General features: G+C 72.5%; 17 protein-coding genes and 1 pseudogene. 3 read left to right on the forward strand and 15 right to left on the reverse strand.

Features of this window, described 5'->3' with window-relative positions; translation table 11 throughout:
* The first annotated feature begins 34 nt into the window (after positions 1–34).
* Positions 35–1,537: a 30S ribosomal protein S1 gene (gene rpsA, locus JYK18_RS27140; protein ID WP_206806301.1), complete on the forward strand. Its 1,503-nt coding sequence runs from the start codon at positions 35–37 to the stop codon at positions 1,535–1,537.
* 568 nt (positions 1,538–2,105) lie between these two features.
* Entirely contained in the window at positions 2,106–3,932 is a 1,827-nt protein-coding gene (locus JYK18_RS27145; protein ID WP_206806302.1) for an AfsR/SARP family transcriptional regulator, read from the forward strand.
* Here JYK18_RS27145 and JYK18_RS27150 read toward each other — a convergent pair.
* The 8 genes from JYK18_RS27150 to JYK18_RS27185 form a co-directional block, all read right to left on the reverse strand.
* Positions 3,902–4,945 (reverse strand): class I SAM-dependent methyltransferase, encoded by a 1,044-nt coding sequence (locus JYK18_RS27150; protein WP_206806303.1) that lies wholly within the window; start codon positions 4,943–4,945, stop codon positions 3,902–3,904. The genes JYK18_RS27145 and JYK18_RS27150 overlap by 31 nt on opposite strands.
* Positions 4,942–6,072, reverse strand: a complete 1,131-nt coding sequence (locus JYK18_RS27155; protein ID WP_206806304.1) for a glycosyltransferase — start codon at positions 6,070–6,072, stop codon at positions 4,942–4,944. The genes JYK18_RS27150 and JYK18_RS27155 overlap by 4 nt, the downstream gene beginning before the upstream one ends.
* The gene (locus tag JYK18_RS27160) at positions 6,069–6,857 is read right to left on the reverse strand and encodes an alpha/beta hydrolase (protein WP_307796080.1); all 789 of its coding nucleotides are present in this window, start codon (positions 6,855–6,857) and stop codon (positions 6,069–6,071) included. Before JYK18_RS27160 ends, JYK18_RS27155 begins: the two co-directional genes overlap by 4 nt.
* Positions 6,854–7,141, reverse strand: coding sequence for an acyl carrier protein (locus JYK18_RS27165; protein WP_206806305.1), 288 nt, complete (start codon positions 7,139–7,141; stop codon positions 6,854–6,856). Before JYK18_RS27165 ends, JYK18_RS27160 begins: the two co-directional genes overlap by 4 nt.
* A complete protein-coding gene (locus JYK18_RS27170) occupies positions 7,138–11,085 on the reverse strand; it encodes a beta-ketoacyl synthase N-terminal-like domain-containing protein (RefSeq protein WP_206806306.1) in 3,948 nt (1,315 codons plus the stop codon). The genes JYK18_RS27165 and JYK18_RS27170 overlap by 4 nt, the downstream gene beginning before the upstream one ends.
* Entirely contained in the window at positions 11,082–17,498 is a 6,417-nt protein-coding gene (locus tag JYK18_RS27175) for an SDR family NAD(P)-dependent oxidoreductase (protein WP_307796081.1), read from the reverse strand. The genes JYK18_RS27170 and JYK18_RS27175 overlap by 4 nt, the downstream gene beginning before the upstream one ends.
* Before the next feature lie 304 nt (positions 17,499–17,802).
* Positions 17,803–18,435 (reverse strand): TetR/AcrR family transcriptional regulator, encoded by a 633-nt coding sequence (locus JYK18_RS27180; RefSeq protein WP_206806307.1) that lies wholly within the window; start codon positions 18,433–18,435, stop codon positions 17,803–17,805.
* A gap of 43 nt (positions 18,436–18,478) precedes the next feature.
* Positions 18,479–18,694 (reverse strand): hypothetical protein, encoded by a 216-nt coding sequence (locus JYK18_RS27185; RefSeq protein ID WP_206806308.1) that lies wholly within the window; start codon positions 18,692–18,694, stop codon positions 18,479–18,481.
* Positions 18,695–18,831: 137 nt separating this feature from the next.
* On the opposite strand from JYK18_RS27185, the pseudogene coaE reads away from it, so the two are divergent.
* Positions 18,832–19,740, forward strand: a pseudogene (coaE, locus tag JYK18_RS27190) (dephospho-CoA kinase); the annotation flags it as partial.
* Here the strand turns inward: coaE and JYK18_RS27195 are convergent.
* From JYK18_RS27195 to JYK18_RS27225, 7 genes are all read right to left on the reverse strand, one after another.
* Complete coding sequence (locus JYK18_RS27195; RefSeq protein WP_206806310.1) at positions 19,727–20,359, reverse strand: response regulator transcription factor; 633 nt, start codon at positions 20,357–20,359, stop codon at positions 19,727–19,729. The pseudogene coaE and the gene JYK18_RS27195 overlap by 14 nt on opposite strands.
* A complete protein-coding gene (locus JYK18_RS27200; RefSeq protein ID WP_307796082.1) occupies positions 20,356–21,609 on the reverse strand; it encodes a sensor histidine kinase in 1,254 nt (417 codons plus the stop codon). Before JYK18_RS27200 ends, JYK18_RS27195 begins: the two co-directional genes overlap by 4 nt.
* Before the next feature lie 20 nt (positions 21,610–21,629).
* A complete protein-coding gene (locus JYK18_RS27205; protein ID WP_206806311.1) occupies positions 21,630–23,141 on the reverse strand; it encodes a glycosyltransferase family 39 protein in 1,512 nt (503 codons plus the stop codon).
* A gap of 4 nt (positions 23,142–23,145) precedes the next feature.
* Entirely contained in the window at positions 23,146–23,889 is a 744-nt protein-coding gene (locus JYK18_RS27210) for an ABC transporter permease (RefSeq protein WP_206806312.1), read from the reverse strand.
* On the reverse strand, positions 23,889–24,800 hold the full coding sequence (locus JYK18_RS27215; protein WP_206806313.1) for an ABC transporter ATP-binding protein: 912 nt from the start codon (positions 24,798–24,800) through the stop codon (positions 23,889–23,891). Before JYK18_RS27215 ends, JYK18_RS27210 begins: the two co-directional genes overlap by 1 nt.
* A 126-nt stretch (positions 24,801–24,926) precedes the next feature.
* The gene (locus tag JYK18_RS27220; protein ID WP_206806314.1) at positions 24,927–25,562 is read right to left on the reverse strand and encodes an endonuclease V; all 636 of its coding nucleotides are present in this window, start codon (positions 25,560–25,562) and stop codon (positions 24,927–24,929) included.
* Positions 25,559–26,071, reverse strand: a complete 513-nt coding sequence (locus JYK18_RS27225) for a DUF402 domain-containing protein (protein ID WP_206806315.1) — start codon at positions 26,069–26,071, stop codon at positions 25,559–25,561. Before JYK18_RS27225 ends, JYK18_RS27220 begins: the two co-directional genes overlap by 4 nt.
* Positions 26,072–26,107 lie beyond the last annotated feature (36 nt).

The raw sequence follows: 26,107 nt of genomic DNA on the forward strand, positions 1-26,107 counted from the left end.
CTATCCCCAAGCCGTTACCGGAGCAACCCGCCTAATGACCATCGACACCGCCACCGCCCCGACTGCGTCCACCCCGCAGCAAGTCGCCATCAACGACATCGGGTCGGAGGAAGACTTCCTCGCCGCGATCGACAAGACGATCAAGTACTTCAACGATGGCGACATCGTCGAAGGCACCATCGTCAAGGTCGATCGCGACGAAGTGCTGCTCGACATCGGGTACAAGACCGAGGGCGTCATCCCCTCGCGTGAGCTGTCCATCAAGCACGATGTCGACCCGGCCGAGGTGGTCACCGTCGGCGACGAGGTCGAGGCCCTGGTCCTCCAGAAGGAGGACAAGGAAGGCCGCCTGATCCTCTCCAAGAAGCGCGCGCAGTACGAGCGCGCCTGGGGCACCATCGAGGAGCTCAAGGAGAAGGACGAGCCGGTCAAGGGCACCGTCATCGAGGTGGTCAAGGGCGGCCTGATCCTGGACATCGGCCTGCGCGGCTTCCTGCCCGCGTCGCTGGTCGAGATGCGCCGCGTGCGCGACCTGCAGCCCTACGTCGGCCGCGAGCTCGAGGCGAAGATCATCGAGCTGGACAAGAACCGCAACAACGTGGTCCTGTCCCGCCGCGCCTACCTGGAGCAGACCCAGTCCGAGGTGCGCAGCGAGTTCCTCAACGCGCTCGCCAAGGGCCAGGTCCGCAAGGGCGTGGTGTCCTCCATCGTCAACTTCGGTGCCTTCGTGGACCTGGGTGGCGTCGACGGCCTGGTGCACGTCTCCGAGCTGTCCTGGAAGCACATCGACCACCCGTCCGAGGTGGTCGAGGTCGGCCAGGAGGTCACCGTCGAGGTGCTCGACGTGGACATGGACCGCGAGCGCGTGTCCCTGTCGCTGAAGGCGACCCAGGAAGACCCGTGGCGCCAGTTCGCCCGCACCCACGCGATCGGCCAGATCGTGCCGGGCAAGGTCACCAAGCTCGTCCCGTTCGGTGCGTTCGTGCGCGTCGAGGAGGGCATCGAGGGCCTGGTGCACATCTCCGAGCTGGCCGAGCGCCACGTGGAGATCCCGGAGCAGGTCGTGCAGGTCAACGGCGACGTGATGGTCAAGGTCATCGACATCGACCTGGAGCGCCGCCGCATCTCGCTGTCGCTGAAGCAGGCGAACGAGGGCTTCACCACCGAGTCCGAGTTCGACCCGACGCAGTACGGCATGGCCGCCGAGTACGACGACCAGGGGAACTACATCTACCCCGAGGGCTTCGACCCGGACACCCAGGAGTGGCAGGAAGGCTTCGACAAGCAGCGTGAGGAGTGGGAGCGCCAGTACGCCGAGGCGCACACCCGCTACGAGGCGCACATGAAGCAGATCGCCAAGGCCGCCGAGCAGGACGCCGAAGCCGCCGCCAACGCGGCGACCGGTGGCGACCCGTCCGGTGGGGAGCAGAGCTACACCTCCGCCCCGGCCGACTCCGGCTCGAAGAGCAGCGGTGGCACCCTCGCCTCCGACGAGCAGCTCGCCGCCCTGCGCGAGAAGCTCTCCGGCGGCGCGTGACGCCACGGTTCCGACCGGGAAGCCCCGGGACCCGTTCAGGGTTCCGGGGCTTCCCCGTTTCCGGGGTCCGCCCGTGTCCATCCCGCGGCCCGCTGCCGCCGTCCGCGCGGCTCCGGCGCTCGTGACCCCGGCGGCGCCACCCGCATCGCCGCCCGCGCCACCCGCACAGCCCCCGCACCCCCCGCACGGCCCCCCGCGCCACCTGCGCCGCCGCTCGCGCCCTCGCCAGGTGCAGTGAATGTGGCTTTCACTGCCGATTCCGCAGTGAAAGCCACATTCACTGCACCCGGCGGCTCCGTAGCGCGAGAGAAAGCCCGGCTCACCCGGGGGAGGTAGTTGCCCGCGGCTGATCGGCGCTGGGTACCTACGAGTGATGGACTCCCTGATGGTGGGAAATTTGCGTGTCCGGAAGTATTCACTAGTGTGCGTTCCGTGGTGATGGTGATGGACGCGGCCCCGATCCGGCGTAATACTCAGGGATGACAGCGGGACGTGCCGCCTGTCGTCACCCGCACCGCCGGTGCTCGCGGGTTGTCGGATCTTCGGACCGCTGATTCGGGGTGGGTGAATGACTGTCGGCGTGCGGGTCCTCGGCGAGCTCGAGGTCGTGCGTGATGGCCTGCTGGTCACGCCATCACAGCCGAAGGTGCGCCAGCTGCTCGCCCTACTGGCGGTCAACTGGAACAAGGTGGTCCGCACCGAACAGCTGCGCACCGAACTGTGGGGCGGCAACCCGCCCCCGAAGGCCAGCACCACGCTCCAGGTCTACGTCTCCAACATCCGCCGCATGCTGGCCGGTGAGCCGCGCTCGGCGAGCGGGACCGTGGTCCACCGGCCCCGCGTCGGCTACGCGCTGAACCTCCCCGAGCACACGCTCGACATCGCGCGCTTCGCCGAGCTGGCCCGCTCGGGCCGCGCCGAGCTGGACGCCGGTCGTCTCGAAGAAGCCTCCGCCGCCTTCCGCGGCGCGCTGGAGGAGTGGCGCGGCGGCCCCCTCTGCGACCTCGATCCCGGCGAGGTGCTCGCCCCGCACGTGGCCCGGCTCCGCCAGGAACGCGCGAGCGTGCTGGAGCAGCGCATCGAGGTCGACCTGGTGCTCGGCCGCCACCTCGACCTGATCGGCGAGCTGCGCGTGCTGGTCCAGGAGTACCCGACGCACGAGGGCCTGCACGCCAAGCTGATGCTCGCGCTGCACCGCTCGGGCATGCGCTCGGAGGCGCTGAGCGTGTTCCAGCGCCTGCGCACCGACCTGATCGACCAGCTCGGCCTGGAGCCGAGCGCCTCCACCCGCCGCCTGCACCAGGACCTGCTCGACGGCGAGGTCAACCAGGACCAGCCACCCGGCAGCACCAGCATCCGCCGCGCCAAGTCGTGGTGGCACCCGCCCGCGCAGCTGCTGCCCGACCCGGTCGAGGTGATCGGCCGCGACACCGAGGCCGAGCGGATCGCCGGCGAACTGCGGGAAACCGCGAAGCTGGCCGTGGTGACCGTGGCCGGCGGACCGGGCGTGGGCACCTCCACCCTCTGCGCGCACGTGGCGAACCAGGTCCGCGAGTCCTTTCCGGACGGTCAGGTGTACGCCGACCTGCTGGCCCACGAGTCGCCCGGCGACGTGCTGGCCGGGTTCCTGCGGGCCATCCGCGGCCCGGACTGCTGGCTGCCCGCCAGCGAACAGGAGCGCGCGGACCTGTTCCGCAGCTGGACCGCCCGCCGCCGGATGCTGGTGGTGCTGGACAACGTCACCGCCGCCGACCAGTTCTCCCTGCTCCTGCCCGGCGGCGAGGGCAGCGCGGTGCTCGCCGGGTGCCGCCGCCGGATCGCCGATCCGAACGGCCTCGCGGTGACGCTGCGCCCGCTGTCCGCCGCGGACTCGCGCCGCCTGCTCGAAACGATGATCGGCGCCCAGGTGGAACGGGAACCCGACGCCGCCACCGAACTGGCCGAGCTGTGCGGCGGCCTGCCCGCGGCGCTGATCGGCGCGGCGACCCGGCTCGCGCTGCGGCCGCACTGGTCGATCTCGCGCGTGGTGCACCGCCTGCGCGCGCCGGGCGACCGCCTCGGCGAGCTGTCCGCGGGCAGGCTCGACCTCCTGGCCAGCGTGGAACGCACCTCGTCGCTGCTCGACGACGACCAGGCCGACGCGTTCCAGCGGTTCGCCGGCCTCTTCGTCACCGCGGTGTCGGTGCCGGAGTTCGCCCGCGCCTGCCTGATCGGGGAGCGGGCCGCGGAGTCCCGGCTGGAGCAGCTGGTCGAACTGCAGCTGATCGAGGTCGAGGAGAACCGCCCGCAGCCGGGCACCGGGTACTTCACCTACCGCATGCACCCGCTGGTCCGGCTGGCCGCGCTGGCCATCGGCGAACGCCGTCAGGAATCCTTGCGCGCCACCATCCGGTAGGCGTTGGACAGCCGCGCGCGCCCGGCGAACGGCCGCACCAGCCGGTCCGCGACGGCGGCCAGCACCACCCCGAGCGCTCCGGCCAGGAGCACCCCGCCGCGCGCGATCCGGCGGAATCGCCCGGGGGAGCGCGGGTGCCACGGCGCGTCCTCGCGCGGGGCGAGGTCGTCGAGCGAGAGCCAGGCCGCGGCCACCAGGTCGATCGGGTCGTGCGCCTCGGCCCGCTGTTCGAGCACCACGGTGAAGCCGAGCGATTCCAGGCGCTGCCGCAGGTTCGCCAACGGCACGAAGTGCAGGTGCTGCGGCTGCAACCACGGCAGCCAGCGGCGCCCGAGCAGCCGGGCGTACCGGCTCTCCGGATCGGGCACCTCGATCACCAGGTGCCCGCCGTCGCGCAGCACGCGGTGCGCGGCATCGAGTTCGGCCTGCGGCGCGGTGCTGTGCTCCAGGTAGTGGTACATGCTGACCACGTCGTAGCGGTCCGCCAGCTCGTCGGCCAGTTCGACGAACAACCCGCGGTACCCGGTGGACACGCGGCCGTGCTCCTCCGCCAGCTTCACCCCGTCGGACAGGTCCAGCCCGTCGAACCGGGTTTCCGGGAACACCTCGCGCGCGGATTCGCAGAAGTGGCCGTGCCCGGTGCCCACGTCGAGCCAGTTCGACGGCGTGACCAAGCCGGAGACCGCCGAAGCGCGCCCCAAGTAGGTCTTGCCACGGCCTTCGAACTGCCCGGCGAGTTGCTTCTCGCCGAGGCCGTCGTAGAAGTCGCGGTAGTAGAACTCCAGCCCGGCCGGGCTCAGCCGCGGGTTCTGGAAGATGTGCGCGCAGTCCTGGCACTGGTCGAGGGTGAACCGGCCCGGCTTGTGCTGCAGGAAGTCCTTGGTGCGCAGCCGGACCGACAACCGCTCGGACGAGCACCACGGGCAGGCCGGGGACCGCGGCTCGAAGAACCGGTCGAGCCCGCCGGCGAGGTCGGCCTGGTAACCCGGCCGGAGCCGGTCGATCTCGGTCATGCGCGCACTCCCGCCGTGGTCAGGGCTTCCAGGTGCCCGGCTGCCGCGGCGGCGCCACCGGCCGCGCGGAAGGACCGGCCGATGCGGGCCGCGTTGGCCCGCATGCCGCTGCCGGGGTCGAGCACGGTGCTGATCGCGACCCGCAGGTGGTCCGCGGTCGCCTTGGTGAACCGGACCCGCACACCCGCGCCCGCCTCGGCCACCTGCTCGGCGATCACCGGCTGGTCGTCGCGGATCGGCGCGACCACCAGCGGCAGTTCGTGCCAGAGCGCTTCGCAGACGGTGTTGTGCCCGCCGTGGCAGATCACCGCGTCCATTTTCGGCAGCAGTTCGAGCTGCGGCACGTGCGGTCGCGACAGCACGGTGTCCGACGACGGGAGCACCCCGGCCGGGTCGGCGACCACGGCCCGCACGCCGGTGGCGGCGCATTCGGTGAGGAACCGGGCGCCCGCGTCGACGTTGGCCGTGCCGAGGGTGACCAGCACGGTGGGCCGGTGGTCGAGCCACTCCCACGGGAAGTCCTTTTCGGACTCGCGGTCGGTGATGGACGGCCCGACGAAGTGCACCCCGCGCATCTCCCCGGCCAGCTCGGCGGTGGTGAAGGCGAGCACGCCGTGCGGGGAGAAGCGGGGATCGGCGGTGCTCGCCGGATCGCCGATCGACGCCCGCAGCCCGGCCAGCCGGTCGAGCACCCAGTCCCGGACCTTCGGCATCGAGGCGAGCGGATCGGTCAGTTCGGCGGAGGTGGTGGCCGAGGTCAGCCACGGCAGGCCGAGGCGGTCGGCGATCAGGCCACCGGCCACCGCCTGCTGGTCGACCAGCAGCGCGTCCGGCCGGAAGTCGGCGATCGCCGCTTCCACACCCGGCGCCATGGCGGCGGCCAACGGCAAGAAGCCCTCTTCCCACAGGAACTTCAGCGCCGCCGCGCCCCGCAGCTCGGGCGGGCGCGGGGTGGCGGGCGGCAGCGCGCAGTCGTAGGCGCGGACCGCGCCGGCCAGGCGGGTGATCAGTTCACCGTGCCCCGCCCAGGCCACCTCGTGCCCGCGCCGGGTCAGCTCGGCGGCCACCCCGACGACCGGGTTGACGTGCCCGACCAGCGGGGGCACCACCAGCAGGAACCGGCTCATCCGGTCTCCACCAGGGTGTGCTCGCGCACCCAGCCGAGCACCAGTTCCCTGGTCAGCTCGGTCCGTTCGACCAGCACCGAATGCCGCTGGCCCGGCACCACCACGGTCCGGCAGACCGGCAGCAGCTCCGCCAGCACCGGCGCCTGCTCGGCGAGGTCCGACTCGGCACCGTAGATCGCCAGCACCGGCGCGGTCACCGCGGCGATCTCGCCGGGGGTCAGCACCGCGCTGGCCGGGATGTCGTCGGCGAGCGTGCTGGAGCGCAGGACTTTTCCGGCCGAGCGCGCCAGCCTGCTGGTGTGCGCGCCGTGGTTCGCGGTGATCCACTCGAAGGCGGCTTCGTCGGCCAGCTGTTCGCGGGCGCGGCCGAGGTTCGCCGCCATCTTCGTGGCCCAGGCGGCGGTCGCGGGTTCCGACTCGATCATCGTCACCGACGCCACCCGGCCCGGGAGGCGGGCGGCGAAGCCGAAGGCGATGGTGCCGCCGAAGGAGTTGCCGACCAGGTGCACCGGCTCGGTGACGGCCAGCTCGCCGAGCAGCGCGGTGAGGTCGTCGACGAAGGTCTCCAGCCGGTACCCGGCGGGCGGGCGCTCGCTGCGGCCGTGCCCGCGCAGGTCGTACATCACCACGTCGTGCCCGGCCGCGGCGAACGCCGGGCCGAGGGTGAAGTAGTAGCTGGCCAGGCTGTCCGTGCCGAGGCCGTGCAGGAACACCACCGGCGAGCCTTTTCCGGCGCTGCCGAGGCGCTGGACGTGCACGCCGATGCCGTTCGCGGTCAGCTTCACCGGGCCGCCCCCACCAGCGAACCCTCCACGTGCCGCACCAGCGCGCCGACGGTCAGCCCGATGATCTCGTCGAGCTCCAGCCCGGCGATGAACTCGGCGAAGTTGACCTGCTCGCCGTAGCGCTCCTGCAGCTGGCCCGCGAGCGCCACCAGGTCGATGCTCTCCATCTCGAGATCGTCGGTGAACAGGGTGTCCATGCCGATCTCCACGTCCCCGGTGCCGTAGTCGGCCAGCACCACCTCGATCATCTCGGTGATCTCGGCCAGGATCCGCTCGGTGCTCATACCCCAGCTCCTTCCTCCGCCGCCTGCGCGGCGATCCGGTCCAGCGCGGTGCCGCCCGGGTCGACCATGGCCACCGCGGTGGTGCCGTGGCAGGCCGCGCCGACGGTCAGGGGTGGCAGCACCCGGCCGTGCGCCCCGGTCACCGTGGTTTCGCCGGTGACCTGGATTTCGGCGGGGAACAGCTCGCCCTCGCCGCGGTTCCACAGCCACCACCGCACCGCGTCCTTGATCGCGATCCGCCGCAGCAGCCACTGCCGTTTTTCCCGTGGTGGCACGCGTTCGTAGTCCGCGCGCTCGGCCTTGCCGAGGTGGTTGCGCATGATCAGCTCACGTGAAGCCAGATCCGGCCACTGCTCGCGCAGCACCACCCAGCCGCCTTCCTCGGGCACGGAAAGCGTGTTGCGGCTGGGGAAGCGGTCGGCCGAGCGGGTGTGCGGCGTGCTGTCGAAGCGCCGGTCGCGCCAGCCGGTGATCTCCGCCCACGGCCTGCCACCGGCGGACAGCTGCACGTCGGCGTCCAATGTGGACTCGGTCAGCGCGGTGATCCGGATGAAGCAGTCGAGGCGCTCCCCGGTGGCCGGGTGCGGGCCGAAGAACCGGATCCGCCGCATCTGCACCGGGAACACCACGTCGCGCTCCGGGTGGTGCGAGATGATCCAGTAACCGAGCAGCTGGCCCACGTTGTCCAGCAGCGCGCCCGGTGCCGGTGGGGTGGTCAGCACCCCGCGCACGTGCCGCGGTCCGATCGCGGTCAGTTCCGAAACACCTTGGTAGCGCGGGCCGTGGAACATCCAGTGCTCGTCGTACAGCTGGGCCGCGGTCATCTCCGGTGCGCGTTCCGCGCCCGGCCGCCACAACGCGAGCGGCGCGGGGTAGCCGGTGGCGAGTTCGATCTCGGCGCGGGCGTACCCGGTCAGCTCCACCGCCACCCGGCCGGGCGCGGTCACCTTGACGTCCACGGGGATCTCGGTGGCCGGGATGGCGGCGAGCCACCGGGAGAGGCGGACGTCGTGCACGCCGATCGCCCTGGTGCCGGGCACCGCGCGCTCGGCGAACTCGATCAGGTGCTGGATGACCGTGGTGGCGGGCACGATCGGCCAGCGGTCCTCCAGGTCGGGCCAGTCCGGGCGCTGGCGGAAGAAGCAGTGGTCGGCGAGGTAGGGCATCGCGTCGACGGAGACCCGGAGGCTGGGTGGTTTGCTCGCGGCCAGCAGTTCGGCCGCGGTGTTCGCGGTCTCGCGCATCAACGCGGACAACTCGGCGGCGATGGGGGAAGCGTGGGCCAGCGAGTCCAGTTCGGACGGACCGCCCAGGTTCGGCTGCTGGCCCAGTTTTAGGCGGACGGAGCCACCGAGGCGCACCATCGGCGTATCGAGGCTGATCGGCACGGTCTTGCGCCGGGGTGCTTCCGGCCGCCGTGTGTCGAGCTCGCCCGGCACGGTCCCGTGCCGAGATGCCGTCGGCTGCGGTGTCTCCAGCAGGTCCGGGTCGCCGCCTTCTGCCCACAGTGCCAGTGCCACCCGCCGCAGTTGGGCGAGGCCGGGGCGCTTGGCCGAGTTCGCCGCGACCACCAGGTGCGGTGAACCGGCCAGCGTGTCGCCGATCAGCGAGCCCACCTGCCCGGCACCCAGCTGGACGAACGCCCGGAACCCGGCCGCGTGCATGGCCTCGATCATCGGCCGGAACCGCACCGGTTCGAGCAGGTGCCGCACGAACAGCTCGCGCACCTCACCCGGCGCCGACGGGAACTCCGCGGCGGTGGTCGCCGACCATACCCCGACCGCGGGCCGGTGCAGCTCGAACCGGTCGGCGGCGGCGCGGATCGGCTCCAGGTACGGCTCCAGCATCGGCGTGTGGAAACCCGACTGGAACGGCAGCACCTGGCTGATCACCCCGGCCGCGCGCATGCTCCGCACCAGCTCGTCCACCGGCCCGGCCGGCCCGCAGACCATCGCCTGCTTCGGCGCGTTGTCGTGGGACAGCACGACCTCCGGCGGCAGCACGCGGGCGAGCTCGGCCGCCGACGTGCCGATCACCGCGAACGCCAGCCCCGGCACCCGCAACCCGGCCGGGTCGAAGGAACCCAGGAACTCGTCCACAGCGGACTGGTCGTAGATGCCACCGCAGGCCATCGCGGTCCATTCGCCGACGCTGTGCCCGGCGACCGCGTCCGGGACCACGTTCATCCGGCGCAACGCGGCGTCGAGCAGCCTGCCCAGCTGGAAGACCCCGGCGCCGTGCCCGCCGAGCACCGAGGCGTCCGGCGCCGACCACGGCAGGCCGAAGTGCGCGGCCACGTCCTCGGCGCGGGGCTCGAACTCGGCCTCGAGCCCCGGGAAGACAAACGCGATCTTGCCGCCACCGGACAGCAGCGGCTCCGGGCTGAACCAGATGTCGTTGCGCCCCCGCCACGGCTTGCCCCTGGCGACGGCCTTCCGCGCGGTGGCAAGGCGTTTCGGCGTCGGGTCGGCGACGGCCAGGCGCACCGGACCGGTGCCGCCGGTCACCGGTTCACCTTCCAGCGCGCGGGCCAGTTCGTCCACAGAGGACGCGGCGAGGCGCAGCGCGCGTTCCGGCTCACGGACTTCGACCACCGGCTGGGCCCGGCCCGCCTGTTCGAGCACGACGTGGGCGTTGATCCCGCCGAAGCCGAACGCGTTCACGCCCGCGAGCCGGTGGCCCGTCCACTCCTCGGCACGGCCGGTGGTCCGGAAACGCGTGTCCGCCAGACCGGGGTGCGGGTCGTCGCAGTGCAGGGTCGGCGGCAGCACGCCGTGGTAGACCGCGAGCGCCGCCTTGACCAGCCCGGCCACCCCGGCGGCGGGCATGGTGTGCCCGATCATCGACTTGACCGAGCCGAGCACCGCGCGCGGCCCGTCGGCCGGGCCGAACACCTCCGCGAGCGTGGCCAGTTCGGCGCCGTCCCCGGCCGGGGTGGCGGTGCCGTGGGCCTCCAGCAGGCCGATCGACGCCGGGTCGAGGTCGGCGGCCCGCCAGGCCGCCCGCACGGCGGTGACCTGACCGCCGGAGTCGGGGTTGACCAGGCTGGCGGTGCGCCCGTCGCTGGCCACCCCGCTGCCGCGGATCACCGCGTAGACCCGGTCGCCGTCGCGCTCGGCGTCGGCGAGCCGTTTGAGCACCACCACGCCGGTGCCCTCACCGATCAGGATGCCGTCGGCCTCGCGGTGGAACGGCCGGATGCGCTCACTCGGCGAAAGCGCCTTGAGCTGGGAGAACACGCTCCACAGGGTGATGTCGTGGCAGTGGTGCACACCGCCGGCGAGCATCAGGTCGCACCGGCCGCTCGCCAGTTCGCGCACCGCGTGGTCCACCGCGATCAGCGAGGAGGCGCACGCGGCGTCCACTGTGTACGCCGGGCCGCGCAGGTCGAGCCGGTTGGCCACCCTGGATGCGGCGAGGTTCGGCACCAGGCCGATCGCGGACTCGGGGGAGTGCGGGCCGAGCGCGTCGGTGAACGCCGAGCGCACCCGCTCCAACTGGTCGGCGCCCAGTTCGGGGAGCAGTTCGCCGAGCGTGTGCGTGAGCTGCCTGGCGGTGCGCACGCGCTGGTCGAGCCGGACCAGCCCGGGGGTGAGGTAGCCACCGCGGCCGAGGATCACCCCGGCGCGCTGCCGGTCCGGCAGGCGGCCGCCCGCGTCGGCGAGCGCCTCGGCCGCCACCCGCAGCGCGATCAGCTGGTCGGGTTCGGTGCCGGGCACCGAATTCGGCATGATCCCGAACTTGGTCACGTCGATCTCGGCACCGTCGACGAAGCCGCCGCGACGGCAGTAGACCTCGGATCCGCCGGCTTCCCAGCGTCCGCCGGGCACCTCGCTGATCGCGTCGACACCGCCGGTGATGTTGCGCCAGTAGGTGGCCAGGTCGGGCGCGCCGGGCAGCAGGACCGACATGCCGACGATGGCCACGGGCGTCACGGTGCTCACCACTCGGACGCGCTGTAGACCACGGACCGCGCCGAATCCTCGCCCCAGGCCAGTTCGCGCAGCAGGGCGAGCGCGCCCTCCTCCTGGTCGATCAGGCCGATCCCGCGCCGCTGGTAGGAGCGCATCAGCTCGGGGGAGACCATGCCGCCGTGCGTGCCGCCGGGTGCCCACGGTCCCCAGTGGACGGTCAGCGCGCGCCGCTCGGGCGTGGACCATCGGCGGCCGATGGCTTCGAGCGCGTCGTTCGCCGCCGCGTAGTCGCACTGCCCGCGATTGCCGAGCACCGCGGCGATGCTGCCGAACAGGACCGCGAACCGAGGTGCCACCGGCAGTTCCGCACCGGCCGCCAGCAACGCCCTCGCACCGTCCACTTTGGTGTCGAACACCCGGCGGAAGGACTCCGGGTCCTTCTCCGCCAGCAGCTTGTCCTCGATCACGCCCGCCGCGTAGACCAGTCCGTCGAGCCTGCCGTGCTCGGTGTGGATCTCCTTGACCAGCCGGTGCACGGCTTCGGCGTCGCGGACGTCGAGCGCGTGGTAGCGGGCCTGGCTGCCGAACTCGGCCAGTTTCGCCAGGGTGGCGGCGACTTCGCGCTGGGCGAGCAGGCGGTTCGCCTCGCGGTCGACCTCGGCCGGGGTGCGGCCGGGGGCGGCCAGCGCGCGGCGGAGTTCGGCGAGGGTGGTCGCGCTGGCGGTCGCCGGGTCCTCCGGTCCGCTGGGCAGCGAGGTCCGGCCGACGAGCTCGATCCGGCAGCGGCTCGCGGCGGCCAGGGTCTCGGCGAAGTGCGCGGTGATGCCACGGCCGCCGCCCGCCAGCAACACCACCGAATCCGAGTCCAGGCCGAGCGCGGCGGCTTCGGCGGCGCCGTCCCCGGCGGGTCCGGCGCCGGTCGAGCCGAGCAGGCCCAGCGGGGTTTCCACCAGTTCCAGCGACTGCCGCCCGGCCGGCGAGCGCAGCACCACCGGCGCGCCCTCACCGGTCAGGAGCTCATCGAGGATGGCGTCGGACGGGTCCTCGCCGTCGATCTCGACCAGCCGGATCGCGCTCTCCGGGTACTCGCGGGCGAGGGTGCGGAAGAAGCCGCGCAGGCCGTCGGTGCGTTCGGTCAGCCCGGCGGGCACACCGGCGATCACCGTGCTGGGGTTCCCGGCCAGTGCCTCGCGGAAGGTGCCGAACGCCTCGGGGAACAGCGGATCCGTACCGGTGAAGGCATCGAGGTGGATCAACAACTCCACAGTGGACTCACCGGGGTGGGCGCCGTGTTCGGTGAGCAGTGCGCTCAGGCGGTCGGCGTGGGCGCCGCCGCCGAGGAGGCGAAAGGACCGGCCCGCCAGCCCGTCCGGGGTCGCCGGGGTGCCGTTCAGCGCGGTGGGCACGAGTTCGAACCGCTTGGGCGCGACGCCACCGGCTTCGAGTTCGGGCTCGGGTGCGGGGGCCGTGGCCGGGGTGGTGAGCTTGGCTTCCAGCAGTTCGGCGATCGAAGCCGCGGTCCTGGCCTTGGACAGTTCCTCCAACTCCTCGTCGGAACCGGAGGACAGGCCGAGGCGCACCGCCAGCTCACCGGCGATCTCGGCGCGCTTGATCGAGTCGACGCTCAGATCGGCTTCGAGGTCCAGGTCCGGCTCGATCATGTCGGCGGGGTAACCGGTGCGCTCACCGATGATCTCGACCACGGCCTGCATCACGTCGAGCGCACCCCGGGCCGTCACCTCCGCCACCTCCGGCACCGGCTCGGGGGTGGCGACGGCGAGCTGGGAGGGCGCGGGGGCCGGGAGCACCGGCGCGGGCAGGGACGGCACGCCCTGCTGCGTGCCGAGATAACCGAGCAGCACGTCGCGCTGGGCGGCGACCATTTCCCGGCTGCTGCGCAGGAACTCGGCGATGAGCGCGTCGGCTCCGGTCACGGGTGCCTCCTGGGTGCTGGCTAGCTGGACTCGGTGCGCGGGCCGCAGTGCGCCCGCCGGGATGCTGCCGTCGGCGGTCCGCACCAGCTGCCCGTCGACCGTCCACCCCGGACGCTTCGCGGGTTGCGCGGTGACCGCGTCCCGGCCGTCGAACAGGTGGCTCGCGGTGACCTCGGCCCCGGCCAGCGCCAGCTTGGCCAGCGCCTCCAGGAAACCGCGGAGCCCGCCGTCGCAGGTCACCGTCTGGTGTGGACGGTCACCGAGCACGGCCGCGGTCAGCTTGGTGAGCACCGACCCCGGTCCCGCTTCGACAAAAACCCGGGCACCGGCCGCGTACATCGCTTCGATCTGCTCGGCGAACCGGACCGGGGCGCCGATCTGCGCGGCCAGTTCGGCGCGGACCTCGTCCGGGTGCGCCGGGTACTCGGCCGCCGTGCGGTTCGACCAGACCGGCAGCCGCGGCGTGCCGACCTCGTGGTCCGCCAGCACGTCGGCGAACAGGCCGGTCGCGCCGGCCACCACCGGGCTGTGGAAGGCACACGCGACCGGGATCCGCTTCGCGCTGAACCCCGCTGCCCGCAGCACCTCGATGGCTTTGTCCACTTCGGTCGTCGGCCCGGAAATGACCGTCTGCCCGGGGGAGTTCCGGTTCGCCGTCACCACGTCGAGCCCGGCCAGTGCGGACTCGACCGCGTCGGCACCGGCGGAGACGGCGGCCATCGTGCCGGGATCGTCCCCGGCCGCGGCCAGGATCGACTCGGCACGCGCGGCGGACAGCTCCAGCAGGGTCGCGGGATCGAGCACGCCCGCGACGCTGAGCGCGACCAGTTCACCGTAGCTGTGCCCGGCGGTCATCGCGGGCCGGACACCCGCCTGGGCCAGCAGCTCGGCCACCGCGAGCCCGGCGATGCCGAGCGTCGGCTGCGCCACCCGGGTGTCGGTGATCGCGGCCTTGCGCGCGGCCGCCGCGTCGCGGTCGAAGTCGGCGGGCGGGAACAGGTCACCGAGCCAGCGCTCACCGAGGCTGAGGTACCGCCGCAGTTCCGGGAAGTTGACGAACAACTCCGCGAGCATCCCCGGCTTCTGGCTGCCCTGCCCGGGGAACAGGAACGCGATGTCGCCGGTGACCTGCGGCTCCGGCACGGGCTCGGTCAACCGCGTGACCAGTTCACCGACACTGCTCGCCACCACCGCGATCCGGATCGGGCCGGTGCGCGTGTCCGACCGGCGCGCCGCCACCAGCGCGAGGTCGCGCAGCCGCCAGTGACCCGTGCGGGCCTGCTCCAGCAGCTTCTCCGCGTCGGCGGGATCCCGGAACAGGAACAGTTCAGCGGGCCACGCGTCCTGCGTGTGCCGCGGCGGCGGGCCCTCGTCGTGGGCGGTCAGCACGGCGTGGAAGTTCGTGCCGCCGAAGCCGAACGCGCTGACCCCGGCGATCCGCTCGCCCGACGCCCACGGGCTCGGCGTGGCGCGGAACTCGAACGGGCTGGTTTCGGCCTGCCACGCCGCGTTCGGCTTGCTCACGTGCAGCGTCGGCGGCTTGACCCCGGTGTGCAGCGCCAGCGCCGCCTTGATCAGCCCGGCCAGGCCCGCCGCGCACTTGGTGTGCCCGATCTGGGACTTCACCGAACCGAGCGCGCAACTCGACGGCGCGGCACCGGCTTCGGTGAACACGTTCGTCAGCGTGGTCAGCTCGGTGCGGTCGCCGACCACCGTGCCGGTGCCGTGGGCTTCGAGCAGCCCGACCGCCGCCGGGGAGACCCCGGCCGAGGTGTACGCGCGCTCCAGCGCGGCGCGCTGTCCTTCCGGCCGGGGTGCGGTCAACCCGAGCGAACGGCCGTCGCTCGCGCTGCCGACCCCCTTGACCACGGCGTAGACCCGGTCGCCGTCGCGTTCCGCATCGGACAGTCGCTTGAGGACCAGGCAGGCCACGCCCTCGCCGAGCGCGATGCCGTCGGCCGAGTCGTCGAAGGTGCGCGAGCGGCCGGTCGGCGACAGCGCGTGCACCGAGGAGAAGAGCACGTAGTCGTTGATCCCGTTGTGCAGGTCGGCGCCACCGCACAGGACCACGTCGCTGGTCCCGGCCACCAGTTCCTTGCAGGCCACGTCGAGCGCGGCGAGCGAGGAGGCGCAGGCGGCGTCGACGGTGTAGTTCGCGCCGCCGAGGTCGAGCCGGTTCGCGATCCGCCCGGCGATCACGTTCGCCAGCATGCCGGGGAACGAGTCCTCGGTCAGCTCCGGCAGCTGCCCGGCCAGCGCGGACGGCACCTGGTCCACATAGGACGGGAGCACCGCGCCGAGGGTGGCCGCGTTCGACAGGTCGCTGCCCGCCTCGGCGCCGAAGACCACCGAGGTGCGGGTGCGGTCGAACGCACCGAGCGCGGCGTCGTCCAGCGCGCGCCGCGCGGCCTCCAGCGCGAGCAGCTGCACCGGCTCGATGCTGCCGAGCGACGCGGGCGGAATGCCGTACCGCAGCGGGTCGAACGGGATCTCCGGCAGGAAGCCGCCCCATTTGGACTTGCTGGCGCCGGATTCGTAGTGCACCGCGGGATCCCACCGGTGTGGTGGCACCTCGGTCACCGAATCGGTGCCCGCCAGCACGTTCGCCCAGAACTCGGCGAGGTCGGCGGCACCGGGGAACATGCCCGCCATGCCGACGATCGCCACGTCCAGCGGTTTCGCGACCGGCTCGGGTGCTTCCTCACCGCGCAGCCGTCGCGTGCTCTCGCCCAGGTACGCGGCGGCCCCCGTGCTGACGGACTCGTGCAGCTTCGCGAGCGTGGTCACCGAAGACCGGAGCACGGCGACCTCACCGGCCATGAACATGCCCTCGGCGAGCTGGCGGTCTTCCTCGACCTGCCGCAGTTCGTCGCCGACGCGCTCGACGCCCTTGCTGGCCAGCCGGAGCCTGCCGACGTTGAGCTGCTCCAACTCGGCCCACGCCTGCTTGTCCGGCACGCCTTCGGCCCGCAACCGGTCGCGGATGCCGGTGAAGTCCTCGGTGAACGGGCTGCGCACGCAGCGGGTGGCGTGGCCGGGCGCGGTCTCCAGCAACGCGGTCCCGGTCGCGGCGACCACCTCCCGCTGGAACGCGGGCAGGATCGCGCCGTGGTCCACGGCCTCCTCGGTGAACAGGTACGCGGTGCCCATCAGCACCCCGAACTTCGCGCCGCGCCCGGTCAGCGGCGCGGCCATCGCGGCCACCATCGCCGCCGAGCGCTCGTCGTGGATGCCGCCGGCGAAGTAGACCTCGACCCCGTCCAGGTCGCCGGAATCGAGCAGGGTGTCGAGCTGCGCCTCCCACAGCGGGAAGCTGGTGCGCGGGCCCACGTGCCCGCCGCATTCGGCGCCCTCGAAGACGAATCGCCGCGCGCCCGAGCGCAGGAACTGGGCCAGCAGCCCGGGGGAGGGCACGTGCAGGTAGGTGCGGATGCCCGCGGCTTCGAGCGCGCTCGCCTGCGCGGGACGGCCACCGGCCACGATGGCGTGCGTCGGCCGCAGCTCGTGCACGGCTTCGAGCTGCGCGGACCGGGTCTCCTCCGGCGCGAACCCGAGCACGCCGACGCCCCACGGCCGGTCGCCGATCGTGGCCTTCGTGCGCGCCAGCAGTTCGCGGGTCTGGTCGCGGCCGGACAACGCGAGCGCGACGAACGGCAATGCGCCCGCCTCGGCGACCGCGACGGCGAATCCGGCGCGATCACTCACCCGGGTCATCGGGCCCTGGGCAATCGGCAATTCCGCGCCGAACCCGGAATTCACACTTTTCACGGCTTCGCGAATACCGCGAATCGCGGCCCGGACGGTGCCCCAGCGGTCGGCGAATTTCCGCGCGAGAAATCCGTCCTGCCCGATTTCCAGCACGTGCCCACCGCGCTGGAGCACGCGGCGGCCGTCGACCACGGTGGTTTCCGAGCCGTCCATTCCGGTCAGCGCGGCGGCGATTCCGGCGGGCAACCCGGTTTCCTCGAGCAGCGCCAGCTGGGAATCGAGCACCACGCCCGCAGCACCGCCGACCATCGCCGCCACGGCGGTCCGCGGGCCGATGCCACCGCACGCCCACACCGGTGCCCCGGTGGCTTCGACCAGGCGTTGCAGCAACACGAACGTGCTCAGCTCGCCCACCGGCCCGGCGCACTCGTGACCGCGCGCGATCAGCCCGTGCGCTCCCGCGGCGAGGGCCCGCTCGGCTTCCTCGAGGCTGGTGACTTCGGCCAATACCACGAAATCACTGGGGATTTCCCCAATCTCCCAAGGGGAATCCGCGCCGACCAGCACCGTCCGCGCCCGCTCGGGCAGGTCGCCGGGCCGCAGTTCGCACCCCGGAACCGGGCGCACGCCGAACTCGCGCGAGGTCCAGCCCGCCGTGCGGTCGAGTTCTTCGCGGCCACGCGCGCCGAGTTCCAGCACGCCGAGCGCGCCGGCCTGGCAGGCCGCGGCCACGAGCCGAGCGCCGGAAAAGCCGCGGGGGCCCAGTGCGAGGACGAGGCCGGCCGCCGATCGGGTATTCACCGAATTCACCGTAAATTCCTCAATGTCGACCAGTGCTGGGGGGTGACCTGCTTTGCGTGACCTGCTGTGCCGGTCCGCCGGGAAATCATCACTCGTGAGTGGCGGCGATGAACTCAGAAGTGTGATGCCGGGTCAATTTAGGTTGGCCTTGGCCACCACGTCAACGGGGCTGACCTGGGGGTCAAGCCGCAGCCAAGTGGCGGCCAAGTGCTCGGCAAGCCGCCGCGAAATAGCCGGCTATTCCGCGTGTAACCAGCACGTCAACAATTCATGAATCCGAGTGGGTGAACCTGACCGCGACCGGTCAGCCGAACCGGGCGTCCAGTCCGGTGGTGATGGCCAGCACGCCGTCGGTGTAGACCTGCTCGCGGGCCTGGTCGTCGGGGTCGACGAACCAGCCGGGCAGCGGGCTGCGCGCGGCGTTGGTCAGCTCCACGCTGATCAGCCCGTGCATGGTGGTCCAGAGCAGGTACGAGTACCGCCTGCCGTCCTCAGCGGACAGTCCCTCGGGGCTGGCGCGGTCCACCACCTGGGTGAAACTGGACCGCAGCACGCTCAGCCGCAGCGCCGGGTCCGGGTCGAAGTCGGCCACCGGGCGCTCGAACATGAACGCGTACCGGGCCGGGTTCTCCAGCGCGAAGCGGCGGTAGACCAGCGCGAGGGCGAGCACGTCCGCCCGCCGGTCACCCGTTCGTGGCGGCAGCGTGGCGTACGCCGCGTCGAGCTGCTCGAAGGCCCGTTCGTACAGCGCGTCGAGCACCCCGGCGCGCCCGCCGAACCGGCTGTACACCCCGATCGTGGAGGAGCCGGCGGCGTCGGCGAGGTTGCGCACGGTCAGCCCGGCGACGCCCTGCTCGGCCAGCACGCGGATGGCGGCGCGCAGGAACCGCTCCCTGGTCTCGGCGGCCGATCGCGCCGCGCCCTCCCGTGCCGCCATGACTGTCCCCGTTTCCTCGGCCCCGCCGGGGAAACATAACCCATCAGGTGGTGGCGGGCGCCCACATGCGATCGATGGTGGCGGCGGCGCGCGCCCGCCGCTTCAACCCGGCGAGGCTGTGCTTGGCAGGCACGAGCAACGCGGTCAGCCAGGTGCGGCGGTACTCCACCAGTGCCTCGGCCACCGGCCGATGCCGGACGCAGTGCACCAGGCCCGGGGTGCCGAGCCGGTGCCTTCCGGTGTGCTTGCTCGCGGGCATCGTTCCTCCGTGAATCGATCACCGGCACCGTACGCAACGTGCCGGTCGTTCCGGCGCACTCGCGCGGCGTGTCACCCAAATCGGTTCGGTAACGACCACTCACCGTGGCACCGGGGGTGAGCTGGTTGAATGCGGCCATGCTGCGTGTGGGGCTGACCGGCGGGATCGGTGCGGGCAAGTCGACGGTGGCGACCCGGCTCGCCGAGCACGGGGCGCTGGTGATCGACGCCGACCGGCTCGCCCGCGAGGTGGTCGAACCGGGGACCGAGGGCCTGGCCGAGGTGGTGGCCGCGTTCGGCGAGGACGTGCTGGCCGAGGACGGTTCGCTGAACCGCCCGGCGCTGGCCGCCAAGGCGTTCGCCGACGACGAGTCGCGGCGGCGGCTCAACGCGATCGTCCACCCCAGGGTGGGCGCGCGCACCGCCGAGCTGATGGGCCAGGCCGCCGCCGACGGCATCGTGGTGCACGACGTGCCGCTGCTGGTGGAGAACGGCCTCGCCCCGCACTACCACCTGGTGCTGGTGGTCGACGCCGAGCCGGAGGTCCGGGTGCGGCGGCTGGTCGAGTCCCGCGGCATGGCCGAGGCCGACGCGCGGGCCAGGATCGCCGCCCAGGCCGGCCCCGAGCAGCGCCGCCTGGTCGCCGACGTGTGGCTGGACAACGGCGGCACCCCCGACCTCGTGCTGTCCGAAGTGGACCGGCTGTGGGCCGACCGGATCGTGCCGTTCGAGGCGAACGTCCGGCTGCGCCGGGTGCGCCCGCGGCCCTCGCTCAAACCGGTGCCCCACGACGACACCTGGCCGGTGCAGGCCGAGCGGGCGATCGCGCGGATCCGCGCGGCGGTCGGGGCCAAGGGCGAGAACATCGAGCACGTCGGGCCGACCGCCGAACCGGGCACCGAGGCACCCGACGTGATCGACCTCCGGCTGACCGCGAACGCCGACGTGACCGAGGAACTGGCCGGGGCGGGCTTCCCGCACGACCCCGAGGACCCGCCGGGCCTGCACCGCGGCGCCGACCCCGGCCGCCCGGTCACCCTCGCCGTGGTGTGAGCAGGCCGCGTTCGTAGGCCGCGGCCACCGCCGCGGCCCGGTCCTTCACCCCGAGCTTCGCGTAGGCGTGCAGCAGGTGCGTCTTGACCGTGGCCTCGCTGATGAACAGCTTCGCCGCGGCGTCCTTGTTGGTCGATCCGCGCGCGATCAGCCCGAGCACCTCCAGCTCGCGCCCGCTCAGCGGTTCCTTCGCCGGGGCGCGCATCTGCGCCATCATCCGGCTGGCCACCGCGGGGGAGAGCACCGACTCGCCGCGCGCGGCCGCCCGCACCCCGCGGAACAGGTCCTCCCGCGGCGAGTCCTTGAGCAGGTACCCGGTGGCGCCGGCCTCGATCGCGGGCAGCACGTCGGAGTCGGTGTCGTAGGTGGTCAGCACCAGCACCCTGGCGGGATTGCCCCGCTTGGCCAGCTCGGTGATCGCGGCGACCCCGTCCACGCCCGGCATCCGCAGGTCCATCAGCACCACGTCCGGGCGCAGCCGCTCGGCCAGGTCGACCGCCTCGGCGCCGTCGGCGGCCTCACCCAGCACCTCGAACCCGTGCTCCGGGGTGAAGATGCCCCGCAGGCCGTCGCGGACCACCGGGTGGTCGTCGGTGATCAGCAGCTTGATCATTCTTCCTCCGGGGCGGTGATGGCGGGCAGGTTCACCGAGATCGCCGTGCCCGCGCCCGGCTCGGACTCCACGTGCAGTTCCCCGGCCAGCCGTTCCGCGCGCTGGCGCATCCCGCTGAGCCCGTAGCCGTCCGGCCGCGGGGCCGCCGGGTCGAACCCGCGCCCGTCGTCACGCAGGTCGAGGGTCACCTGATCCTCCATGTAGGACAGCGTCAGGCCGGTGCGGGCCGCCGCCGCGTGCTTGTCCACATTGGTCAGCGCCTCCTGGGTGATCCGCAGCAGGGTGGCCTCCACCTCCGGGTGCAACCGGCGCACCGTGCCGGTGGTGGTGAACTCGACCTGCACCCCGGAGCGTTCGGACCAGCGCCCGGCCACCCCGCGCAGGGCTTCCGGCAGCTTCGCCGAGTCCAGCGCCTCGGGCCGCAGCGCGTGCACCGCGCGCCGCGCTTCGGCGAGGTTCTCCCTGGCCAGCGCGGTCGCGGTGGCCAGGTGCCGCTCGCGCTCGGCCGGATCGCTGCGGGCGGCTTCGAGCTGGGTGATGATGCCGGTGAAGCCCTGGGCCAGCGTGTCGTGGATCTCGCGGCTGAGCCGCTGCCGCTCGTCGAGCACCCCGGCCTCCCTGGCCTGCGCGAGCAGCTGCCGGTGCAACCCGGCGTTCTCGGTCATCGCGGCTTCCAGCTTCTTCATCGCTTCCCGGCGCTTGGCGCTCTGCTCCATCAGCTTGTCGCCCATCAGCGAACCCCCGGCGATGGCCAGCGTCTGCACCAGCACCACCGGGATGAACAGCTCGGGGTTGGTGAGCAGCGCCTCGTCGGGCCCGCCCGAGGCCAGGCTGTTGATCAGCACCGAGGTGGCCAGCAGGCCGAGCAGCATCAGCCAGACCGGGCGCAGGCGCAAGGCGTGGAAGAAGCCGACGATCAGGAACAGCAGGTAGAGCGTCTCCCTGGCCATCAGCACCCCGGCCAGCGCCAGCAGGCCGGCCATCGAGAGCACCGGCAGCCAGCGGTTGTCCGGCGCGCGCAGCCGCGGCAGCGTGTCGGTCAGCACCACCCAGCACAGCGCCACGCCCGCCAGCAGCAGCGTGACGCGCTGGTGTTCGGCGGAGTGCGTGGAGGTGGTCAGCTGGATCACCACGCTCAGACCGAGCATGAAGTACGGGAACCACCGCTCCAGCCGGATCGCCCACGGGCTCCAGTGGGTGGGCGTGTCCTCCGACACCCCCACCCAGCTGGGCTTCGCCTTGGTCTCCACCACGGCATTATCCGCCACGGTCACAGCGCGAGGTCGCGGAACGCCGGCCACAACTCCGGCAGCGGTGACGACGGGCCGGTGGCCAGCCACAGCGGCGCGCCCTGGGTGAACATCGGGGCCGACGGAAGCTTCGTGTCGACCGCACCCACCGGCACGACCTGGGCGAAGTGCGTGCGCAGCACCGGGCTGTCCGCGCCGACGTAGAGCACGGTGTCCGCCGAAGCCGGTGGTGTGGCCAGCGTCCAGTAACCGCGGTTGCCGCTGTACGGCTCCGGCAGCCCGCGTTCGGGGCCGTAGTGGTCCAGCGCGGACGCCTGCCAGTACACCTGCGTGACGATCGCCGTGCGCTCCCGCTGTTCCGGCGGCAGGGAGTGGTAGACCGCGGCGACCGCGTCGGTGAACTCGGGCCAGCCCCGCTCGGCGTCGGCGAAGATCGGCCGCGGCAGGCCGGGGTTGGCGTCGAGCACCGAAGCCGGCAGGACCGGCAGCGTCGACGGCACGGCGATCACCGCGGTGAGCGCGTACACCGGCCACGTCGCCATCCACCGCCACCAGCGCTGTGCCTGCCCGGCCTCGAGCCGGACCGCGGCGACCGCCCAGCACAGCGGGAACAGGCCCGCCACGTAGTAGAAGCGGCCGCCGGTCACCGCGAAGAGCACGGTCAGCACCAGCAGGGTCCACCCGAGGAAGCGCAGGGACGGCGTGCGCAGCAGCCGCCACAGTCCGTAGAGGACCAGCACCAGCCCGACCCCGACGCCCGCCGTCGCCAGCGCGAGGACCGGGAAGGAGAGCGCGGCGGCCAGCTTGTCCGGGTTCTCGTCCCCGATCGCCTCGCCCATCTCCAGCTGCGGCCAGCCGTTGTTCGCCTGCCACACCACCGTCGGCACGGCCATCAGCAGCGCGATCCCCGCGCCGAACCACAGCTTCGGCCGGGCGAGCAGGTCACGCGGCCCGAGCCAGGCGGCGAAGGCCAGCGCCACCACCCAGAACGCCGGGACCAGGAACTTCACGTTCAGCGCCAGCCCGGTGACCACGCCCGCCCAGAGCAGCAGGTCGTCCGACCGGGTGCGCAGCCAGCGGGTGAGCAGCCACAGCAGCACCGTCCACAGGAACGGGTCCATGGTGGACGTCGCGAGGTAGTGGCCGCTGCCGAGGAACTGCATGCTGACCGCGAACGCGCCGGCGGCCAGCACCTGCGCCCGCCTGCCGCCGCCGAGTTCCCTGGCGATCAGCGCGGTGCACACCACCGACACGACCATCGCCAGCACCGAAGGCAGCCGCAACGCCCACACCGAACCCGGCGCCAGCAGGTCCATCAGGTGCGCGAGCAGCGGGAGCCCCGGCGGCTGGTCGGCATACCCCCAGTCGAGATGCCGTCCGGCCGCCAGGAAGTAGAGCTCGTCGCCGAAGTAGCCGTAACCGCCGTTGACCAGCAGCAGCACCGCCGCCATCGCGCCCGCCACGGCGAACACCGGTCCTGTGGCGAACGGCCGGAGCACCGGGTCCGCCGTCCGCTCCCGGGTGATCGTCATCGGCTCACTCCCACCGGAAGAACCGGGCGGCGAGACCGGCGCAGACCACCGTGACCAGCGCCAGCGCGCCGAGCTGCAGCAGCTCGGGACTGCCGCCCGCCCAGGTCTCGCGCATGCCGTTGAACGTCGCGCCCATCGGCAGCACGTCGGCCACCGGCTGCAGGAAGCCCGGCAGGTCCTCCTTGCGCACCCACACCCCGCCGAGCGCCAGCATCGGGAAGAACACCGCGGTCCCGACGCCGTTCGCGGCCCGCCCGGTCGGCACCAGCGCCGCGATCAGCAGGCCGACCGAGAACAGCGCCGCGGTGCCGAGCACCGCGACCACCGCGAACCCGGCGAAGTTGGCCGGCAGCGACATGCCCAGCACCAGCGCGCCGAAGCCGACGATCAGCAGCAGCACCACCAGTGCCGCGGCCAGGTTCACCAGCAGTTGCGCGGTGAGCAGCCGCGCCGGCGGCACCGGGCTGGCCGACAGGCGGCGCAGCACGCCCTTCTCCCGGTAGATGGCCATGATCGCCGGGAACGCCGTCACCGCCAGGATGGCCAGCAGGATCGACACCGCCAGCGGCGCGATGAAGGTGTCCAGCGGGACCTGCCCGCCGAACTCCTCGGACGGCTCGCCCGCGCCCGGCACCAGGCCGAACACCACCAGCAGCGCGAGCGGGATGCCGAGCACCACCACCGTGGTGCCGGGATCGCGCAGGTACAGCTTCGCCTCGACCGCGGTCAGTTTCGCCAGCGCGCCCATCACACGTCCTCCAGTTTCCGGCCGGTCAGCGCCACGAAGGCGTCGTCCAAAGTGGTCTGTTCCACCCGCAGCTCGCTGGCGATGACCTGGCGCCTGGCCAGCACCGCGGTGACCGCGTGCAGCACGTTGCCGTTGCCGGTGATCACCACCTGCCCGCCCTGGCGCTCCACCCGCCGCACCTCGGGCAGCGCGGTGAACGCCTCGTCCTCGATCGCCGCCGACGGGCGGAACCGGATGCGCTGCTCGTCGTTCACGCCCGCGACCAGCCCGGCCGGGGTGTCGATGGCCACCACGCGGCCGGCGTCGATCACCGCGATCCGGTCGCAGAGCCGCTCGGCCTCCTCCATGAAGTGGGTGACCAGCACGATGGTCACGCCACGGGCGCGGATGCCCTCGATCAGCTCCCAGGTGTCGCGGCGGGCCTGCGGGTCCAGCCCGGTGGTCAGCTCGTCGAGCACGGCCACCTCGGGGCTGCCGATCAGCGCCAGCGCGATGGACAGCCGCTGCTTCTGCCCGCCGGAGAGCTTCTTGTACGCGGTGTCCTTCTTGTCCGAGAGCCCGAGATCGGCCAGCAGCTTCGCCGGATCGGCGGGATTCCGGTAGAAGGAGGCGTAAAGGTCGAGCGCCTCGCGCACCTTCAGCTTGTCCGGCAGTTCGCTCTCCTGGAGCTGCACGCCGAGGCGCTGGCGCAGTTCGGCGGTGTCGCGCCGCGGGTCGAGCCCGAGCACCGAGATGGTGCCCTCGTCGGCCTCGCGCAGCCCCTCCAGGCATTCCACCGTGGTCGTCTTGCCCGCCCCGTTCGGCCCCAGGATGCCGAAGATCTCGCCGCGTTCGACGGTGAACGAGACCCCGTCGACGGCCAGTTTGTCCCCATACCGCTTGCGTAGCCCGGATACCTCGATGATCGGCATTCGCGCGTCCCCTTTCCTGTGTGCGAACAGGTTCGCGCGGGAAGGGGGTCGCGCGGATCGCCTCGGCGGCCAGAACACCGGTCCACCGGCGGTCGCCGCGCCTCCACCGATCGGTGGAGCGGCGGGTCAGCCCCGGGAGAGCCGGTCCGCGGTGCGCGTGGTCTCCGGCAGGCGGAAGCGCGGGGTCAGGCGGAGCACCAGCGAGCACGCGGTGGCCAGGTCCATCCGGTGCCCGATCGAGACGAACACCGGTTTCACGCCGTCGCGGGTGCGCAGCGCGCGGCCGACCACCTCACCGTCGTCACGCAGTTCCGACCACGCACCGCGTTCGGGCGCGGGCGGTTCGTAGGCGCCCAGCGCGTTCTTGCCGACGCCCAGGGACGGCAGGCCGGTCAGCACACCCGCGTGGCAGGCGAGGCCGAAGCGCCGCGGATGGGCCAGGCCCTGGCCGTCGCAGACGAGGACGTCCGGTGCGGTGGTCAGCTCCTCGAGGGCGTCGAGCAGCGCGGGCAGCTCGCGGAAGGCGAACAACCCCGGTACGTAAGGGAATCCGGCTTCACCTTCGACGACGGCCTGGTCGACGACGGCCAGTGTGTCCAGGTCCAGCACGGTCACCGCGGCACGCAGCACGTCCCCGTAGGACACGTCGAGACCGGCCGCCGTGCGCGGTGCGAACCCCGCGGGCGCCTCGCGCACCACGGACGGCGCGAGGCGCTCCTGGACAGCCACCGCATCCTCCACAGTGGACGGCCAGTCGGTCATTTCCGCTGCCACGTCAGGTGTTCCCCGGTGGTGGCGAGCCAGTCCCGCAGGTGGTACCCGTGCGCGGCCAGGCCCTCGACGGTGGCGTAGGTGGTCTCCAGCGCGCGCTGGGCCGCCTTCTCGGTGATCAACCCGGCGACGGTGGCTTCGAGCAGTTCGTCGGTGTCGATCACTTCGAGGCGGACGCCGTCGCGCAGCACGATGTCGACGTAGAGGTCGGTGGCGCGCCAGATCCGCCCGTCCTGCTCCACCTCCACCACGTCGAGGTAGAAGTCCTGGTCGCGTTCGTGACCGGGGCTGAACCAGAAGTCGGTGACCCGCAGCCCGCGGGCGGGCAGCAACCACGATTCGAGGTAGTGGAACTGCGCGCGGCCGGGTGCCGGGCGCGCCATGTAGAGCCCGTACGGCTCGACCTGGAAGCGCTCGACCTCGCGGACGATGCCCTTGTTGTCGATGTTCGCGGCTTTGTCCGGATCGAAGGTCTCCACTTTGGGCGGATGTGGGCTCATGCGCCCATCTTCCCGGTTAAGGTCGGCGCGGGAAGA

The organism is Amycolatopsis sp. 195334CR (assembly GCF_017309385.1).
Taxonomy (GTDB): domain Bacteria; phylum Actinomycetota; class Actinomycetes; order Mycobacteriales; family Pseudonocardiaceae; genus Amycolatopsis.

What these genes read in the sequence shown, in the direction of transcription:
- rpsA (WP_206806301.1), top strand. Translation starts at nt 35, where the DNA reads ATGACCATCGACACCGCCACCGCCCCGACTGCGTCCACCCCGCAGCAA.
- JYK18_RS27145 (WP_206806302.1), top strand. Translation starts at nt 2,106, where the DNA reads ATGACTGTCGGCGTGCGGGTCCTCGGCGAGCTCGAGGTCGTGCGTGAT.
- JYK18_RS27150 (WP_206806303.1), bottom strand. Translation starts at nt 4,945, where the DNA reads ATGACCGAGATCGACCGGCTCCGGCCGGGTTACCAGGCCGACCTCGCC.
- JYK18_RS27155 (WP_206806304.1), bottom strand. Translation starts at nt 6,072, where the DNA reads ATGAGCCGGTTCCTGCTGGTGGTGCCCCCGCTGGTCGGGCACGTCAAC.
- JYK18_RS27165 (WP_206806305.1), bottom strand. Translation starts at nt 7,141, where the DNA reads ATGAGCACCGAGCGGATCCTGGCCGAGATCACCGAGATGATCGAGGTG.
- JYK18_RS27180 (WP_206806307.1), bottom strand. Translation starts at nt 18,435, where the DNA reads ATGGCGGCACGGGAGGGCGCGGCGCGATCGGCCGCCGAGACCAGGGAG.
- JYK18_RS27185 (WP_206806308.1), bottom strand. Translation starts at nt 18,694, where the DNA reads ATGCCCGCGAGCAAGCACACCGGAAGGCACCGGCTCGGCACCCCGGGC.
- JYK18_RS27195 (WP_206806310.1), bottom strand. Translation starts at nt 20,359, where the DNA reads ATGATCAAGCTGCTGATCACCGACGACCACCCGGTGGTCCGCGACGGC.
- JYK18_RS27205 (WP_206806311.1), bottom strand. Translation starts at nt 23,141, where the DNA reads ATGACGATCACCCGGGAGCGGACGGCGGACCCGGTGCTCCGGCCGTTC.
- JYK18_RS27210 (WP_206806312.1), bottom strand. Translation starts at nt 23,889, where the DNA reads ATGGGCGCGCTGGCGAAACTGACCGCGGTCGAGGCGAAGCTGTACCTG.
- JYK18_RS27215 (WP_206806313.1), bottom strand. Translation starts at nt 24,800, where the DNA reads ATGCCGATCATCGAGGTATCCGGGCTACGCAAGCGGTATGGGGACAAA.
- JYK18_RS27220 (WP_206806314.1), bottom strand. Translation starts at nt 25,562, where the DNA reads ATGACCGACTGGCCGTCCACTGTGGAGGATGCGGTGGCTGTCCAGGAG.
- JYK18_RS27225 (WP_206806315.1), bottom strand. Translation starts at nt 26,071, where the DNA reads ATGAGCCCACATCCGCCCAAAGTGGAGACCTTCGATCCGGACAAAGCC.